This window comes from Pseudomonas sp. QC2, from assembly GCF_002859085.1.
GTDB lineage: Bacteria > Pseudomonadota > Gammaproteobacteria > Pseudomonadales > Pseudomonadaceae > Aquipseudomonas > Aquipseudomonas petroselini.
On the sequence record NZ_PKKS01000017.1, the window covers coordinates 214934 to 231928 of the forward strand.

Genomic DNA, 16995 nt, shown 5'->3' on the forward strand with positions numbered 1-16995 from the left:
CAGAAAGTGTTATAAGTTAACACTTATTCGCTGCGAGACAAAAGTCCGCGCAAGGCTACAGAAGGGCTCTGTACCGGGCATCTCGCCTGTTTCATGCCGAACCTGAGGCAGATTCACGTTGGCCAAAAAAGCGTGACAGCACCAGGCAATCCAGCGCCCACACGAGGATCAGAGAGGCCCCCACCAGCGGGAAAATGATCGCGAGGGCGAGCATGATCACCATCGCGGTTTTCCACTTCGGCAGGTCATGCCGCAACGGCGGAACGCCCAGGCCGCCCGTTGGCCGGCGCTTCCACCAGATCACCACGCCACTGACCGCACTGAGCAGAATCATCAGGCAGATCAGCAGCACGATCAGTTGATTGACCCAGCCGAACATCTTGCCTTCGTGCAGCATCACGCCTGTCTCGGTGGCGCGGGCGACGGTGTTGTAGTGCGCCCAGCGCACATCGGCCAGGACCTTGCCGGTGTACTGGTCCACATGCAGGGTGGCGTCGTTGCGTGGATCGTTGGCAAACACCGCAACGGTGAACACGCCCTCGGCCGTGGTCGGGAAGGTGATGCTGTAGCCGGGCTCGACCTTGCGCGCGGTCGCCAGGTCGACCACCTGTTGCAGGCGCAAGGTGGGCGCGGCCGGCGCTGAGTGCATCGCGCCGTGGTTCATGTGTTCGGCATGGTCGCCGGACATCGGCATCGGCGTGTTTTCCAGGGCCCAGGGCACGGTCTGTTGCGTTGCGGTATTGAGCACTCGCGCCTGCTGGTCGGACTGCGGCACGTTGTTCCACATGGCCGCCGGGAACCTGTTCCACAGGTCGGCGTATTGCTTACCCCAGAAGCCGGTCCAGGTCATGCCGCTGAGCAGCATCACCAGCAGCAGCGACGCGCCCCAGAAGCCCGTGACCGCGTGCAGGTCGCGCCAGAACACCCGGCCGCGACTGCTGAACCTTGGCCACAGCACACCCGCCGAGGACTTGCCGCGCGGCCACCACAGGTACAGGCCCGACACCACCAGCATCACGCCCCAACCGGCGGCGAGTTCCACCAGGCGATCGCCGACGGTGCCGATCATCAGCTCCCCATGCAGCGCGCGGGCGATGGCTTGCAGGTTGTATTTGGCGTCCTGCTCGCCGAGTACGGTGCCGCGATACGGGTCGATGAACACCGTCACTTCGCGGCCGCCGTTGTGCATCACGAATTGTGCGCTGCGGGTGGCGTCGGCCGGCGGCAGGTACTTGCTGATCACGCCGTTGGGGTAGGCGGCCTGGGCGCGTCGCAGTTGCTCGTCGGCGCTCAGGGCGTGTTCGGCGGTTTGGACCTTGAGCAGGTCGCCGTACATCAGCGGGTCGAGCTGAGGTTTGAACAGGTAGATGATGCCGGTCAGGGCCAGCAGCACCATGAAAGGGGCGACGAAGAGGCCGGCATAGAAATGCCAGCGCCAGGCCAGGTTGTAGAAGGATACTTTTTGAATGCTCATCGGGGGCTCCGCAAGGCTTTGAGTTTTTTGTGTCTGGTCGGCCGTCATCGGGGGCAAGCCCCCTCCCACACTTTTGATTTTGTGAACACCTTCAAATGTGGGAGGGGGCTTGCCCCCGATGCTCTTAGAAGCTCATGTCGACTTTGGTCCAGAGGGTTCGGCCTGGCTCCTTGATGGCCTGCGGGTCACTGGCCGGGTAGCCGAACCCGGCGTTGCCGGCCAGGTTCAGGTGCTCGGCGTAGGCCTTGCCGAACAGGTTGTCGACGCCAGTGCTGACCTTGAAATGTTTATTGAGGCGGTACGCCGCGTTCAGCGAGAACACGCCAAAGCCGCCGCTCTTGTCAAAGTCCTTGCCGACCACGTTGCCCTTGTTCTGATCGATGCGATTTTGCGCCGCGACCACGCGCCATAACGCGCCGGCACTCCAGTCGTCTTCGCTGTAGGTGAGGCCAAGGCGTGCGTCCAGCGGCGGCATTTGCGGCAGCGCCTTGCCGTCGCTGCTGTTCTTGCCCCAGGCGTAGGCGAGGGTGGCGTCGGCCTTCCAATTGCGCGTCAGTTTGTACGCTGTGCCCAGTTCGCCACCCATGATGCGTGCGTCGACGTTGCGCGCCTGGGAAGTGGTGCCCATCATCCCTGGCCTGTAGTCGAACAGGATGAAGTCCTGCACCCGGCCGATGTAGCCCGAGGCCCAGGCTTCAAGCGCCTCGGCTTTGTATTGCGCGCCGAAGTCGAATTGGGTGGTCTTCTCCGGCTTCACGCCGTCGAAGGCATTTACCGAACCGACCGCGCCGGTGTTGGGGGAAAACAGCTCCCAATAATCCGGGAAACGCTCCGAGTGGCCCAAGCCCGCGTAGAGGGTGGTGGGGCTGTCGGCCAGGTCGTGTTCATAGCGCGTAAAACCTGATGGCAAGGTGTCGGCGCGGGTGGCATCGGCGGTCGGGTTGGTGCGGGCGCTCATGCCGGAACCGGTGGTTTGCCGGAAGTCCTTGGCCGAGGCGCGATCCAGGCGTGCGCCGGTGATCAGGCGATCGCGGTCGGCGGCGTACCACGTGAGTTCGCCGAACACGCCGTAGTTGTGGAAGTTGGCGTCCTTGACCTTGGGCAAGTCCTTGTAGGTGTCGATGCCCATGCTGCTGCGCTGGCGGTGTTCATTGGTCTGCGCGTCCAGGCCGCTGATCAGTTGCACATCCGCCCAGCGCCAGGTGGCCTTGATCCGCGCGCCGAGGGTACGCCGGTCGACGTTGGAGGCCATCGGACCGGCCATCATGCCGGTGCCCGACGGTGTGCGCAGGCTGTAGTTGTCCATCACATGGTCGGCGTAGTTGTAGTAGACCTGGGCTTCGACCTTGTCCAGCACGTCGCCGATGTTGGATTTTTCGAAGCGCAGCCCCAGGCTTTCACGCAGGAACTGCGAGCCGTCCATGCCACGCCCGGCGTAGCGTGCTTCGCCATCGCCACGGCCAGCGGTGAGTTCCAGCAGGGTGTCGGCATCGGGCGTGAAGCCGACCGCCACATCACCGTTCCACTTGTCGTAGCGCGAGGCGACGGTGTCGTTGTTGCCGTCCTTGTAGTCATCGGCATGGGCCTGGTTGCCGATCACCCGCACGTAACCCAGCGGCCCGCCGGCAGCGGCATCGATGACTTTGTCGAAGCGCCCGTTGGAACCGGCCAGCACACTGGCATTAAGGCGCGTGCCCAACTCGCCGAATTGCTCCGGCTCGCGCTCGAACAACACGGTGCCGGCGGAGGCGCCGGGGCCCCAGAGCACGGTTTGCGGGCCTTTGATCACGGTGAGCTTGTCGTAGGTTTCCGGCGAGATGTACGAGGTGGGTGCGTCCATGCGGCCGGGACAGGCGCCGAGCATCATGCTGCCGTTGGTGAGGATATTCAGGCGTGAGCCAAACATACCGCGCAGTACCGGGTCGCCATTGGTGCCGCCATTACGCACCAGAGCGAAGCCGGGGATGGTCTTGAGGTAGTCGCCGCCATCGCTCGCGGGCACCGGCTGGCGTGGGTCCTTGGGGTTGGTGATCACGGTCAGTGGCGAGCTGGGGGCGATCGCGGTGATCACGGTGGGGCTCAGTTCATGCTCGTCAGCGTGAACCTGGGGAGCCAGTAATGCGCCGCATAAGGCAGCGAGCACGGGGGTACATCCCAAACGGGTGTCAGCAGAAAACCTGGACATGACAAATTCCATCAATCAATCGTAAACAACACGGCCAGCAGCCTGCGGCTGTCTGTCTAAAGTCGGCCGGGGTGAAGTAACGGTGTGAACTGCTTACGAGGCGATGGGCGGCGCGCGGCTACGGGCGCCGGGGAAGATGCTCTGCCGGGCATGACCCAGGCGCGTGGCGGGGGTGAGGGCATTGGCCGGTGGCGGGCTGCTCAGGGTAAAGGTTGAAATGCCACCGGGCAGGGCGGGGCAACTGTAAAGCAGGTCGCAATAGCCGCACTTGGACCAGAGGGCGTGGTGTTCGTCAGGGGCTTTCTTGTGATGGGCTTCGCCGTGCTCCATCGGCATGTCCATCGACATACCGGCGTGATGGTCCATCGGCATCGCTTGGGAAATCAGCGGACCGATAAAGATCATTAGCATGGCGAACAGGCTGATCCAACTGCCGCGTTTCAGGCGGGAGTGTGGGGATAACCTGGCGCGAGGGGCGCCCATCGAGTGTCAGTCTATTGAGGGTGTTTGTGCTCGTGGCCAGCCATGGGCGGCACTTTCTGCACCGACACTTCCACCTCGACCTTGCCGGCTTTTTCGAAGGTCAGGGTCAGTGGGAATTGCTTGCCGTCGGCCAACAGGCTGCGGTCTTTGAGACCGAGCAGCATCACGTGATACGCCATGGGCGCGAAGGTCAAATCACCCTTGGCCGGTACCGCCACGCTCGGCACTTGTTGCATCTTCATCAAGTCGCCCTGCATGACATGCTCATGCAACTCGGCCTTGTCCGCCACGGGCGTCTCGACGCTGAGCAGGCGGTCCGGGCTTTCACCGGTGTTATGGATGACAAAATAGGCCGCGACAGTCGGCGCATTGGGCGGCAACTCCTGGGACCAGGGTTCACGGATCTCCAGTTCGCCGGCCTTGTAGTCCTCGGCATTGGCAGCACTGAACACCGGCAGCAACAACGCAGCCAGAAGCAGGGAAGATTTGAGCATGGCAGTTCTCCAGAACGGTTCTAAACGCAGTTCACTTGCGAAGAAATCAGGCCGTTGGAGAGGCGCGGGGGTTAAGGCTTGGCCATTGCTGGCGCGGTGTGGGCGTTTGCAGTTGGGGCGGCGGCAAGCTCTGCACGGCGTCGAAGCGCGTGACATACAACTGCGGCACATACCCCGGTAACGCCACCAACGGCGCCGAGCCGGAGCAACACCAGCAATGCTGCATGGTGGAGTGATCGTCCTGCTGCGGCGCCGGGATTTCCAGCTTGCCCAGGGCAATCGTCTTAAGGCTCGCGCCGTTGGAGGAACAGAAACTGCCCCACAGCAATTGCTTGACCGGGTCATCCGCCTGCTGCATCGCACTGGCCATCGGCATGGCAAAGGCGTTGAACAGCACTGCGAGGCAGGCGATCCAGGCGATTGCAAAGCGTTGACGGGCCATGGCGGACAATCCGTAGGGTTAAACGATCAGGAGGGTATTTAGCCTGATCGGGGGGGATAAGTAAAAAGGGTGGGTGTGGTTTGGTGTCGCAGTGACTGGTTTGAGGATAGACGGGTAATCGAGTGGATGCCGATCTTCAACGCTGCACAGTTCAAATGTGGGAGGGGGCTTGCCCCCGATGGCGGTGGGTCAGCCACTGATTTGTTGACTGGGCTGACGCTATCGGGGGCAACCCCCTCCCACATTTGGCCGGTGTTCGGCAATGAATAGGGGCAAGCAGAAATATCCGACAGGCCTTTAAGGTTGTCCCTAGGACACTCAATCTCTAGTCTCCGTACACCGCAGCAAACTCAGCGGTCGGGCGTCGCGGCCCGAACGGATCAAGCATTGCCTCCTTTCAGTTGACGCTTTTTTATCGTCTACTGTGCGGCGCTATGGTGGCTGTGCGCGGGATACCTTCGGGTATGCCGGCTTCCTTGATCTCCGGTCCGCGAACCTGCGTACAGCTGCCACCCCTATCGCGTCGCGGCGATGAGTGGCAGCTCCACTTAGATTAAGGAGCTTCACAATGATCAAACCCACCCCAAATCCCCCCGTCCGGCTCTTCACCGTAGCCGACGGCTTCAGCACCGAAGACCTGCTGGTCAACCTCAGCGAAACCCTCGCCTCGGCCAATGCGCTGAGCTGTGATCTTGCGTTTGACCTGGAAGGCTTGAAACGAGAGGAATTGCTGGGCGTTGCGCAGTTGATTGAGCTGGCGCTGCTGCTGGCTGATCGTGTGCATGATGGTGTCGGGCAAACGAAAAACGCTGCGTGATGATGCAGTTCTAAAGGTGGGAGGGGGCTTGCCCCCGATTACGGTGTGTCAGTCTATACATCTGTGAGTGATCTACCGCTATCGGGGGCAAGCCCCCTCCCACATAGAATCGATGGTGTTTAGAGAGTGGTGATTGCCTGTAGAACCGCAGGCACAGTAGTGAATTCTCGATCCACTGCTGCCAACACCGGCCGCTTCAACACCAACACCGGCACTCCAAGCTCCCTTGCCACTTCCAGCTTCGGCTCCGTCGCGGTGCTACCACTGTTCTTGCTGATCAGCACATCAATCCCGCGCCGTTCGAACAACGCGCGCTCATCCTCGATCAAAAACGGCCCCCGCGCGCCAATCACTTCACACCGCGCATTCCCCGGATACACATCCAGCGCGCGCAGCGTCCAGAACTGCTCCGGCGGGATTTCATCCAGATGCTGCAACGGCTCGCGGCCCAAGGTGAATAGCGGGCGTTTGAACGGCTTCAACGCTTCAATCAACGACGCCCAATCACTGACCTCACGCCAGTCATCCCCCGCCTGCGGCTGCCACGCCGGTCGGCGCAATGCCCAGCAGGGCACGCCGCAAGCGCTTGCAGCCTCGGCGGCATTGCGGCTGATCTGCGCGGCATACGGATGGGTCGCGTCGAGAATCAGACTAATCCCCTCATTCCGTACAAACCGCGCCAACCCCTCAGCCCCACCATAACCGCCGACCCGCACCTGGCAGGTCAGGTCGGTGGGCACGCGCCCAACCCCGGCCAGGCTATAGATATGTTCCGGGCCCAATGTACGAGCGATGGCCAGCGCTTCAGTCACGCCGCCCAACAGCAGGATGCGTTTCATAGGGGCTTGACCACTTCCAGCAAGGTAATCGGCAACGCCTGGCGCCATGTATCAAACTCCCCCAACGGCTGCGCCTGAGCGACATGGACGCGGGTCAACTCGCCGCCATGCTGCGCGCGCCAGTTCATCAAGGTCATTTCGCTTTGCAGGGTCACGGCGTTGGCGACCAACCGCCCGCCAGGGCGCAGGTGTTGCCAGCAGGTGTCGAGCACGCCTTCGCGGGTCACGCCGCCGCCGATGAAGATGGCGTCCGGTGCTTCCAGGCCAAGCAATGCAGCGGGGGCCTTGCCGCGAATCAGTTGCAGGCCGGGCACGCCAAGGGCCTCGCGGTTGTGTTCGATCAGGCCTTGGCGGCCTTCATCGGCTTCAATCGCCAGCGCGCGACAACTGGGATGCGTGCGCATCCATTCAATCCCAATGGAGCCGCTGCCCGCACCCACATCCCACAGCAGTTCGCCGGGCATCGGGGCGAGGCGGGCAAGGGTCATGGCGCGCACATCGCGTTTGGTCAGTTGACCGTCGTGCTTAAAGGCTGAGTCCGGCAAACCTGCAAGACGCGACAGGCGCGCAGTATGGGCGTCGGCCAGGCAGTCGATGGCGACGAGGTTCAAATCGGCGACCGAGGTGTGTTCCCACGAGTGCGCCAACCCGTCGATGCGCTGCTCATCCGCGCCGCCCAAGTGTTCAAACACAGACAAACGGCTAGCACCGAACCCGGATTCGCTTAGCAGCGAAGCAATCAACGCCGGGCTGCGGCCATCATTGCTCAACACCAACAGCCGCACCCCACTGGCCAGGTGCGCATTCAGCGCCGCCAGCGGCCGGGCCACCACGGATAACGTCACCACCTCCTGCAACGGCCAACCCAACCGCGCCGCCGCCAACGATACCGACGAAGGCGCCGGCAAAATCAGCAGCTCATCCGCCGCCACCTGCCGCGCCAAACTCGCCCCCACGCCATAGAACATTGGATCGCCACTCGCCAGCACACACACCGGCTCCCCGCGTCGCGCCAGCACCGGCTTCAGCGAAAACGGGCTCGGCCACACCTGGCGCTCGCCACGAATACACACCGGCAACAGGTCCAACTGGCGCTGACCTCCTATAATCCGCGTGGCGCGCAACAGGGCATGCCGGGCATTCCTGCCCAGCCCCTTGAAGCCGTCTTCACCGATGCCTACAACCGTCAGCCAGGGCGACATATGGATTCCTTGAACGACATCCGACGGGCAGGCTTTTCATGCCGCCGGACAAAGCAGGCATAATACCGCGCCTTTACCTGCAAACCGGTAGCCCCGTGAACCCAACGCCCGCTGTGAATACCTTGCGCCCCTCGGCTTGTCCGGGGTTGCTGCGTATCGTCCAGGCGTTGGATGGCGGCATTTGCCGGATCAAACTGGCCGGTGGTTCGATCACCGCAGCGCAAGCCCGCGCGGTGGCGGGTGCGGCCCAGGCCTATGCCGGCGGGGTGATCGAGGCGACCAACCGCGCCAACCTGCAGATTCGCGGGATCGGCGCCGAAGAGGACGCCTTGATCGCCAGGCTGCTGGCCGCCGACCTCGGGCCCCGCAACGCCGCCGGTGACGACGTACGCAACCTGATGCTCAGCCCCAGCGCCGGTATCGACCCGCAGATGCTGTTCGACACCCGGCCGCTGGCCGATGAAATCCTCGCCACCCTGCAAACTCATCCGCGTTTTCATCAGCTGTCGGCCAAGTTCGCCGTGCAACTGGATGGCGGTGAAGCGCTGGCGATGCTCGAACATCATCATGATCTGTGGCTCTCGGCGTTCGTGCGCAATGGCGAGACGCTCCTCGCGTTCGGCCTGGCCGGTTGCCCTGGGCTGGATGCACCGTTGGCGGCCGTGCCCTTGGAGCAGGGCCATGCGCTGGTGGTGGCGGTGCTGGAGGCGTTTCTCGACCTCGCCACCCCGGAACAAACCCGCATGCGTCATCTGCCTGTGGATAACCTGCTGAGCCGTCTGCACCTGAAGCTACTGCCGGTCGACGGCTTCAATCGCCCGCCCAGTGGTGCTTTGCTGCACCTTGGGACTTATCCACAGGCGCAAAAAAATCAGTTCTATGTCGCTGCCATCGCACCCTTGGGTCGCCTGGATTCGGCGATGCTTGCGGGCGTCGCACAACTCGCCAGCGAGTACGGCGACGGCACCTTGCGTTTCACCCCTTGGCAGGGCGTGCTGCTGCCCAACGTTGAAAAGCCTCACGCCGTGACCGAGCGCCTGGCGCAACTGGGCTTCCTCTGCTCAGCTGACCAACCGCTGGCGCGCATGACCGCCTGCACGGGTTCCAGCGGCTGCGGCAAAGGCCTGGCCGACACCAAGGCGGACGCCCAGCAACTGGCCGCGCTCGACCCAGGCGTCGACGTGCACGTGTCCGGCTGCCCACGTTCCTGCGCCGCTGCGCACGTTGCGCCGGTGACCTTGCTGGCAGTGAGCCCCGGCCACTACGACCTCTATTTCCGCGATGCAGCCCACCCAGGGTTTGGCCGGCTGCACGCGCGCACCCTTTCTATTGAAGCGACGGGCGCCTTGCTGCGCGCTCGCCCACGGAGCAACACCGATGATTGATTACATCCGCGACGGTCAGGAGATCTACCGCAACTCCTTCGCCATCATTCGCGCGGAAGCCAAGTTGGACCGTATCCCGGCCGACCTGGAAAAACTCGCGGTGCGCGTGATTCACGCCTGCGGCATGGTCGAGGCCATCGACGGCCTGCAGTTCTCCGAAGGTGCGGGCAAGGCCGGGCGCGATGCGCTGGCTGCCGGCGCGCCGATTCTGTGTGATGCGCGGATGGTCTCCGAAGGCGTGACCCGCGCGCGCTTGCCGGCTAACAACCCCGTGATCTGCACCTTGCGTGACGACAGCGTCCCTGACTTGGCGCGCGAGTTGGGCAACACCCGTTCCGCTGCTGCGCTGGAACTGTGGCGCCCGCACCTGGAAGGCAGCGTGGTGGTGATCGGCAACGCCCCGACCGCCTTGTTCTACCTGCTGGAAATGCTCGATGCCGGCGCACCGAAACCGGCGTTGATCCTCGGCTTCCCGGTCGGCTTTGTGGGGGCCGCCGAATCCAAGGCGATGCTGGCCGCCGACAGCCGTGGCGTGCCGTTCGTGATCATGCAGGGCCGCCTGGGCGGCAGTGCCATGGCCGCCGCCGCCGTGAATGCCCTGGCCACGGAGGTCGAATAATGCAGGCACGCGGACGTTTGATCGGCCTGGGCGTAGGCCCCGGTGACCCGGAACTGATCACCCTCAAGGCCCTGCGCCTGCTGCGCGAATCGCCGGTGGTGGCGTACTTCGTGGCCAAGGGCAAAAAGGGTAATGCCTTCGGCATCATCGAAGACCACCTGGTGCCGCAACAGACGCTGATGCCGCTGGTGTACCCGGTGACCACCGAGGTATTGCCGGCGCCGATGTCCTACGAGCAAGTGATCAGCGACTTCTACGACGCCGCCAGCGTCGACGTTGCCGCGCATCTGGACGCCGGCCGCGATGTGGCGGTGATCTGCGAAGGCGACCCGTTCTTCTACGGCTCCTACATGTACCTGCATGACCGACTCGCCGAACGCTACGACGCCCAGGTCATCCCTGGCGTGTGCTCCATGCTCGGCGGCGCCTCGGTACTGGGCGCGCCGTTGGTGTATCGCAACCAGAGCCTGTCGGTGCTCTCGGGCGTGCTGCCCCATGAGGACCTGAAGCGCCGCCTGGCGGACGCCGATGCGGCGGTGATCATGAAGCTGGGGCGCAACTTCCCGAAGGTGCGCCAGGTGCTGGAAGAACTTGGCCTGGCCGAGCGCGCGTTGTATGTGGAACGCGCCACCATGGCCAACCAGAAGATCGTGCCGCTCGATCAGGTGGAGCCGATGTCTTCACCGTACTTCTCGCTGATCATCGTGCCCGGTGAACGGTGGCAAGGTTGATGAGCCCGGCGATTGTTATCCTCGGCCAGGGCAGCCTGGCTACCGCGCGCAAGATCCAGCAGGTGTACCCCGGCGCCCTGATCCACGGCCTGGCCGGGCGCGTTGAAGGTGCGGACCAGACTTACAGCGAGTTCGGTGCCACCCTGCGCCAGCTCTATCAACACGGCACGCCGCTGATTGCGCTGTGCGCTGCAGGTATCGTGATTCGCACCCTCGCGCCGCTGCTGCTGGAAAAGGGCGAAGAGCCTGCCGTGCTGGCCGTGGCCGAAGACGGCAGCGCCGTGGTGCCGCTGCTCGGTGGCCTCGGTGGTGTGAACGTCATGGCGCGGGACATTGCCGCTGCGCTGGACGTGGCCGCTGCGATTACCACCAGTGGCGAGCTGCGGTTTGGCACCTGCCTGCTCAACCCGCCCAAGGGGTATGAGCTGGCCGATCTGGAGCTGGGCAAGCGCTTCGTCTCGGACCTGCTGGCCGGCGAAAGCGTGCGCATCGAAGGCGCGGCGCCCTGGCTGGACCAGGCCAACCTGCCCCAGGATCAGCAGGCACGCCTGGCGATTCACGTGGGCAGTGCCGAGCGTGTACCCGCCGCCAATGAATTACTGATCTATCCGAAGAACGTCAGCGTGACCTGCCAGCCCGGCGCGCAACTGGCACAGCGTGTGCGCACGGCATTGCATGAGGCCGGCATCGCTGTGCAATCCCTGGCGTGCCTGCTGGCCAGCGATACGCAGATGGCCGAAGCGTCGTTGCATGAGGCAGCGTTGGAACTGGGTGTGCCGTTGCGGTTTGTCAGCGCCAGCCAAGAGGCCGATATCGTTATTGATGTCGCTGAGCAGCCGTTGGACCTGTCGCGCGTCGGACGTCTGCGTGGTCGCCTCGCCGTGATCGGCCTGGGCCCTGGTGCCGCCGAGTTGATGGTGCCCGCCGTGAAGGCTGAACTGGCACGCTGCACCGACGTGCTTGGCTACGAAACCTACGTGCGCATGGCCGGTCCGTTCCGCGATGATCAGGTGCAGCACTGCACCGACAACCGCGAAGAAATGCAGCGCGCGCGTCACGCCTTCGAGTTGGCGGCCCAAGGTCGCTCGGTGGTGGTGGTGTCGTCCGGCGACCCTGGCGTGTTCGCCATGGCCGCTGCGGTGATCGAGGCCTTGCACGCGTCCAGCGACCCGGCGTGGCATCAGGTCGACCTGCAAATCCTGCCCGGTGTCTCGGCCTCCCTGGCCACCGCCGCCCAGGCGGGCGCGCCGTTGGGCCATGACTTCTGCGTGATGTCGCTGTCGGACAACCTCAAGCCTTGGTCAATCATCGAAAAGCGCCTGGACCTGGCGTCCCAGGCTGACCTGGCCTTGGCGTTCTACAACCCGATCTCGCGTTCGCGGCCATGGCAACTGGGGCGCGCGCTGGAAATCGTCGCCCTGCATCGCACGCCGCAAACGCCGGTGGTGCTGGGCCGCGATATCGGTCGCCCGGGGCAGACCCTGCGAGTGACCACGCTTGGGCAGCTGACGCCGGAACAGGTGGACATGCGCACCATGGTGCTGATCGGCTCGTCCACCACCTGCACTTTCCCCCGTGCCGGTGGCGGTGAGTGGGTGTACACCCCGCGGTGGTACGGCGAGAAACCCGCGTCCTGAAAACCGCCGCTGGGCTGCCTGAAAGCGCCGAATGACGCAGGGATTTTCCTGATGTTGTTCGGCGCTTTTTCTTTTTATGGCGACGAAATCCGGAAGCTCGCCAGGCACCCTGCGTGATTGCTGGGTGCCAGGGTTTGACGGGCCACACCAAGGGGGTTTTATCGCCTGGGAAACCCGTCGAGCAGTGGACTAGGGTGGACATAAGCCTCGAGTTGGGGTGCTTGTGGAGAATCAAAATGGAGCGACATCACAGAAGGATCAACAGTACAAAAAGGCGCAAGTTGATTGCCGCCTACAAGTTGCCGGGAGCGTCAGGCACGCAGGCGGACCTAGCGCTGGACACCGAGGACAACTTCAACGCGGCGGTGGTCAACAACAGCGTCATTTCATTTGCCGAAGGGCTGTCCGGCCTGAATCGGGAATACATCCGTAAAAGCTACCTGCTGGCCAGCAGCTACGTAAGCGATGTGTTGAAAGTCCAACGCGGTACCGAGGTCTGGTACGAAGAATTTATTAAGGTGATGATCAGCCTGGGCTGGCTGCCGGTACGCAGCCGCTTCGAGCGGATCTCCCGTTCGGGAAAGGGCCTGACGGTGCAATTGGCGGCGCTGAATATCATGGCCGCGCTGTGGGCGGCTACGTCATTGTCCGGAACGCTGCTCACCGTGCTGCCGAAACTGGCGGCCGATGCGTTGGAGGCGTTGAAGCAGACGCCTGCGACTTTCGAGTTGTTCAAACGCAACAGTTCGGTACACCAAGGCGGTGATTTCGGCCTGGCGTCTTGTGCTGAAACCGATGGTGAACTGATGATGGTGCTGGTGACCTACAGCACCCACGGTGTGAGCAAACAGGTGGGGTTGCCGTTCCTGGAGTGGGACAGCTCTTCGTTCGAAGCCTTCAGCGGGCAGACCTGTCTGGTGCTGAACACCTCGGTGGTCAACGAAAAAACCATCCAACTGATGCGCGAGAGCGCGGGAGACAAGGTGCAACTGGCGATCGCCAAGTACCGGATCTAGGGCACCAGGTAGCCGCGTACCCCGGTGAAAATGATTTGCGCGGCGAGGGCGCACACGAACAAGCCCATCAACCGGCTGACGATCTGCAAGCCCTGGTCACCGAGGATACGTTCGATGCGGTTGGACAGGTACAGCACCACGCCCACCGTGAGGCTGGCCAGGGCGATGCTGAGGATGGCGGTGAGTTTGTCATCCCAGTGCGGTTGACTCACGCCCATCACCAGCAGTGCACCGATGGTGCCGGGGCCGACGGTGAGGGGGATGGTCAGCGGCACGATGGTCACGTCCTGCTGCACGTTGTCGGTCTGCACCGCCGACTTGCCTTGGGCCATGCCCAGGGCGGAGATGAACAGCACACTGCCGGCGCCGATGCGGAAGGCGTCGACGGTGATGCCGAACACACTGAAAATTACCCGGCCGAACAGGTAGAGCAACACGCTCGATACCAGGGTGGCCAGCGCCACTTTCCAGGCCAGGCGCCGCCGCTCTTTGCTGGAGTAGCCACGGGTAAGGCTGATAAAGCAGGACAGCACGAAGAACGGGCTGTAGAGCACCAGCATTTTCAGGTAGACGCTGAATAACACGTGGAGCATGAAGGGCGGCTCGCGGGCGGAAAAAGTGTGGGCAGTCTATCAGGCGAAACAAATCAAATGTGGGAGCTGGCTTTTGTGGTGAGCGGGCTTGCCCCGCGCTGGGCTGCGAAGCGGCCCCAATAAAAACGCCGCGTTGTGTCAGGCACTCCGCGGCGTTGGGTTTTAGGGCTGCTTCGCAGCCCAGCGCGGGGCAAGCCCGCTCACCACAACAAGCCCGCTCACCACAATATAGGTGGGGTGTTGTCACGAACGTCAGGTCAGGAGGGCGCGTGTTCTGGCCTTTGTTGGCGCTGTGCCACCCAGAACTCCACCAGTTCCCGCAACTGCGACAGCTCCACCGGCTTGGCCATGTGCCCATCCATCCCGGCCTGGCGGGCGCGCTCTTTATGTTCCGTCAGAATGTGCGCCGTCAACGCCACCACCGGCGTACGAATGCGTTGGTGGCTCACCTCCCACGCACGCAGTTGCTGGGTCGCCGAGAAACCGTCGAGGATCGGCATTTCACAATCCATCAATACCAGGTCATAACGCTGGGCTTTCATCGCCTCCAACGCTTCCTCGCCATTGCTGGCGGTGTCCGGGTTGAGGTTGAGCTTGCCGAGCATGCCGCGGATCACTTTGGTGGAGATGCTGTTGTCTTCGGCCACCAGGATGCGGAAGTCGGCGGGCACCGTGACGGCTGCCGGTACGGCGAGGGGCGGGCGTGATTGCAGCGTGCCTTTGCTGCGCTGGGTCAGTTCGTCGGCCAGGGTGGTCTTGAGCGTGTAGCCGGCCACCGGCTTGGCGAGGATGCGCTTGATCCCGCAATTGCGCGCGATGATCTTACTCGGCGCGTTGCTGATGCCAGTGAGCATGATCAGCAGGATGTCGTGGTTCAGGCTCGGGTCTTCCTTGATCTTCGCCGCCAGTTGCATGCCGGTCATGCCGGGCATGTTCTGGTCCAGCAGCACCACGTCGAAGTAGTCACGCAGGTGCGCCTTGGTGCGCAGCAACGCCAGGGCTTCCTTGCCCGAGGGCACGGCGCTGACGTTCAGGCCCCAGGCCGAGCATTGCTGCACCAGCACTTTGCGGCAGGTGTCGTTGTCGTCCACCACCAGCACCCGTGCGCCTTTGAGTGGGCCGTCGAGGTCGGAGGTCGGGTGCTCCAGGCGTTCCGGGTCCAGCGGCAGGGTCAGCCACAGGGTGCTGCCCTGATGGCTGCCGCTCTTGATACCGAATTCGCCGTTCATCAACAGGATCAATTGGCGGGCGATGACCAGGCCCAGGTGACCGTTCAGGCGGGTGGCCGAGAAGAAATTCTTGCTGTGCAGTTCGCTGTGCAGCAAGGCGTCGCGCTCGGCCGCTTCCATCGGCAGGCCGCTGTCCTGCACGGCAATGCGCAGGCGTGGCTTGGTGCTGCGGTCATCCAGCGCGACGACGATCAGCACTTCGCCTTCGTCGGTCTTCTGCAGGGCGTTTTCCAGCAGGCTCAACATGGCCTGGCGCAAGCGGGTCGGGTCGCCGCTGATCACACGGGGCACCTGAGGCTGGATAAAGCTGATCAGCTCGACGTTCTGCTGCTCGGCCTTGGCGCGGAAGATGCTCAGGCAGTCTTCGATCAGCGCATTGAGGTCGAACTGCACGTCATCCAGTTCGATCTGGCCGGACTCCAGCTTGGAGATGTCGAGGATTTCGTTGATCAGCGTGAGCAGTTCGTTACCGGCGCTATGGATGGTCTGCACATAGTCGCGTTGTTTCACCGACAGCGGCGTGCCCAGAAGCAGTTCGGTCATGCCGAGCACACCGTTCATGGGGGTGCGTATCTCGTGGCTGATCTTGGCCAGGAACTCGGCCTTGGCGGCGATCTCGGCGTTGCTCGCCGCCAGGTCGCGGCTGAGGCTGAAGCGCGCCTCGACAATCGCACGCTGGCGTTCGCCCAAAGCCAGGCTCATCAACAGGCCGCTGAGGCAGATAAAGGCCAGCAACGTGACGATCAGACCCTGTGGCGAGACCATCGTCAGGCCCAGCAGCGCCGGCAGGATGATCAGCGTACCGATGTTGAACACCACCATCGCGGCCACGAACAGGCGTGCCGGGCGGTAGCCTTTCTGCCAGTGATAGGCCGAGACAAACAGCATGCTCAAGCCGGCCAGGGCCACCAGGGCGTAGGTGATGATGTTCAGCGGCAGGGTGTTGACGAACAACAGCAGCAGGCCGCACAGCACAATGAACAGGATGTCGCCCATCAACAGTTTGTTCAGCGGGTGCGGGCCCAGGGGCATGAAGAAGCGGTAGGCGAACATCAGCCCGCACGGCGCGGTCAGCAGCAGCGCCAGGTAAGCGCCGGGTGTCTGGACCGCATGCCAGTTCGGCAGCCATGGACCTATCAGATTGAGCAGCAGTGCCAGGCTGAGCATCAACAGCACTTCGCAAGCCGCCAGCCACAGGCTGCTGCGCGAGCGGTGGTAGGCGAAGCGCGTGAGGTTGTGCAGGATCAGCATCAGCAAGCAGCCGAACAGCAGGCCGTAGATCAGCGTCTGGGTCTGGTCGGCGGCGGCGAGCACGGCCGGTTCCAGGGTGATGTAAGGGCGCAGCTCGTGTTCGGAGACCAGGCGCAGGTAGACCTCAAGGGGCCTCTGGCTCTGGGGCATCGGCAGCATGAAGTCGCTGCTGGGCAGCGGCCGTTCTGCCTGGGGCTGGCGCGTGCCGGTGCTCTGTTGTTCCACCAGGGTGTCGCCGTCCAGCACATACAGGCTCAGGTGCGACAGGTCCGGGGCGAATACCCGCAGCACTTGCTCGTGCTTGCCGGGTTGCAGCTTGAAACGTACCCACAACGCACCGTCCGGTTCCGCAGCGGTGATGCGGTCCAGTTCGATGGGGCTGAATTGATTGGTGTAGCGCGAGGACCGGATGTCGCTCAGTTGCAGGTCGGCCTGTTCATCAAGCAATACTGCCCAGCCACTGCCTTGCGCGGCGGCCTGGGCCGGGAACAAGCAGAGCAGTGTCAGCAGGCTGACAGTAAAACCTATGGCGATCCTGAGCCAGCGCACGGCGAAATCCCTTCGTAGGTTGATGCACGGGTTAACTATGCGCGGGTAG

The 16995-nt window shown here is 63.2% G+C and carries 15 protein-coding genes; 6 read left to right on the forward strand and 9 right to left on the reverse strand.

Annotated elements, in window-relative coordinates:
* Positions 1 to 91 precede the first annotated feature (91 nt).
* From QCBJ_RS15520 to QCBJ_RS15540, 5 genes are all read right to left on the reverse strand, one after another.
* On the reverse strand, positions 92 to 1474 hold the full coding sequence (locus tag QCBJ_RS15520) for a PepSY domain-containing protein (RefSeq protein WP_102061147.1): 1383 nt from the start codon (positions 1472 to 1474) through the stop codon (positions 92 to 94).
* A 124-nt stretch (positions 1475 to 1598) separates the two neighbouring features.
* Positions 1599 to 3659 (reverse strand): TonB-dependent copper receptor, encoded by a 2061-nt coding sequence (locus QCBJ_RS15525; protein ID WP_102061148.1) that lies wholly within the window; start codon positions 3657 to 3659, stop codon positions 1599 to 1601.
* A 93-nt stretch (positions 3660 to 3752) separates the two neighbouring features.
* The gene (locus QCBJ_RS15530) at positions 3753 to 4142 is read right to left on the reverse strand and encodes a DUF2946 domain-containing protein (protein ID WP_012721980.1); all 390 of its coding nucleotides are present in this window, start codon (positions 4140 to 4142) and stop codon (positions 3753 to 3755) included.
* Positions 4143 to 4153: 11 nt separating this feature from the next.
* Complete coding sequence (locus tag QCBJ_RS15535) at positions 4154 to 4636, reverse strand: copper chaperone PCu(A)C (protein WP_012721981.1); 483 nt, start codon at positions 4634 to 4636, stop codon at positions 4154 to 4156.
* Between the two features lie 46 nt (positions 4637 to 4682).
* Positions 4683 to 5078 (reverse strand): DUF2946 domain-containing protein, encoded by a 396-nt coding sequence (locus QCBJ_RS15540; RefSeq protein ID WP_046033956.1) that lies wholly within the window; start codon positions 5076 to 5078, stop codon positions 4683 to 4685.
* Positions 5079 to 5646: 568 nt separating this feature from the next.
* On the opposite strand from QCBJ_RS15540, the gene QCBJ_RS15545 reads away from it, so the two are divergent.
* Positions 5647 to 5895 (forward strand): DUF6124 family protein, encoded by a 249-nt coding sequence (locus QCBJ_RS15545; protein WP_093542775.1) that lies wholly within the window; start codon positions 5647 to 5649, stop codon positions 5893 to 5895.
* A gap of 119 nt (positions 5896 to 6014) precedes the next feature.
* Here the strand turns inward: QCBJ_RS15545 and QCBJ_RS15550 are convergent, their stop codons facing one another.
* Both QCBJ_RS15550 and cbiE read right to left on the reverse strand, forming a co-directional pair.
* Positions 6015 to 6734: a cobalt-precorrin-6A reductase gene (locus QCBJ_RS15550; RefSeq protein ID WP_046033957.1), complete on the reverse strand. Its 720-nt coding sequence runs from the start codon at positions 6732 to 6734 to the stop codon at positions 6015 to 6017.
* Positions 6731 to 7936, reverse strand: a complete 1206-nt coding sequence (cbiE, locus tag QCBJ_RS15555) for a precorrin-6y C5,15-methyltransferase (decarboxylating) subunit CbiE (RefSeq protein WP_102061149.1) — start codon at positions 7934 to 7936, stop codon at positions 6731 to 6733. Before cbiE ends, QCBJ_RS15550 begins: the two co-directional genes overlap by 4 nt.
* A 38-nt stretch (positions 7937 to 7974) precedes the next feature.
* Between cbiE and cobG the strand changes: the two genes are divergently transcribed.
* The 5 genes from cobG to QCBJ_RS15580 all read left to right on the forward strand — a co-directional run bounded on the left by cobG (position 7975) and on the right by QCBJ_RS15580 (position 13324).
* Positions 7975 to 9321, forward strand: coding sequence for a precorrin-3B synthase (gene cobG, locus QCBJ_RS15560; RefSeq protein ID WP_102061150.1), 1347 nt, complete (start codon positions 7975 to 7977; stop codon positions 9319 to 9321).
* A complete protein-coding gene (locus QCBJ_RS15565) occupies positions 9314 to 9940 on the forward strand; it encodes a precorrin-8X methylmutase (RefSeq protein ID WP_012721987.1) in 627 nt (208 codons plus the stop codon). The genes cobG and QCBJ_RS15565 overlap by 8 nt, the downstream gene beginning before the upstream one ends.
* Positions 9940 to 10671 (forward strand): precorrin-2 C(20)-methyltransferase, encoded by a 732-nt coding sequence (locus QCBJ_RS15570; RefSeq protein WP_046033963.1) that lies wholly within the window; start codon positions 9940 to 9942, stop codon positions 10669 to 10671. Before QCBJ_RS15565 ends, QCBJ_RS15570 begins: the two co-directional genes overlap by 1 nt.
* Positions 10671 to 12308 (forward strand): precorrin-3B C(17)-methyltransferase, encoded by a 1638-nt coding sequence (gene cobJ / locus QCBJ_RS15575; protein WP_102061151.1) that lies wholly within the window; start codon positions 10671 to 10673, stop codon positions 12306 to 12308. The genes QCBJ_RS15570 and cobJ overlap by 1 nt, the downstream gene beginning before the upstream one ends.
* 236 nt (positions 12309 to 12544) lie before the next feature.
* On the forward strand, positions 12545 to 13324 hold the full coding sequence (locus tag QCBJ_RS15580) for a hypothetical protein (RefSeq protein ID WP_093542765.1): 780 nt from the start codon (positions 12545 to 12547) through the stop codon (positions 13322 to 13324).
* Here QCBJ_RS15580 and QCBJ_RS15585 read toward each other — a convergent pair.
* Both QCBJ_RS15585 and QCBJ_RS15595 read right to left on the reverse strand, forming a co-directional pair.
* Positions 13321 to 13917: a MarC family protein gene (locus tag QCBJ_RS15585; RefSeq protein ID WP_003171467.1), complete on the reverse strand. Its 597-nt coding sequence runs from the start codon at positions 13915 to 13917 to the stop codon at positions 13321 to 13323. The two genes, QCBJ_RS15580 and QCBJ_RS15585, sit on opposite strands and share 4 nt — an antisense overlap.
* Positions 13918 to 14174: 257 nt before the next feature.
* Positions 14175 to 16946 (reverse strand): hybrid sensor histidine kinase/response regulator, encoded by a 2772-nt coding sequence (locus QCBJ_RS15595; protein ID WP_102061152.1) that lies wholly within the window; start codon positions 16944 to 16946, stop codon positions 14175 to 14177.
* Between the last annotated feature and the right edge of the window lie 49 nt (positions 16947 to 16995).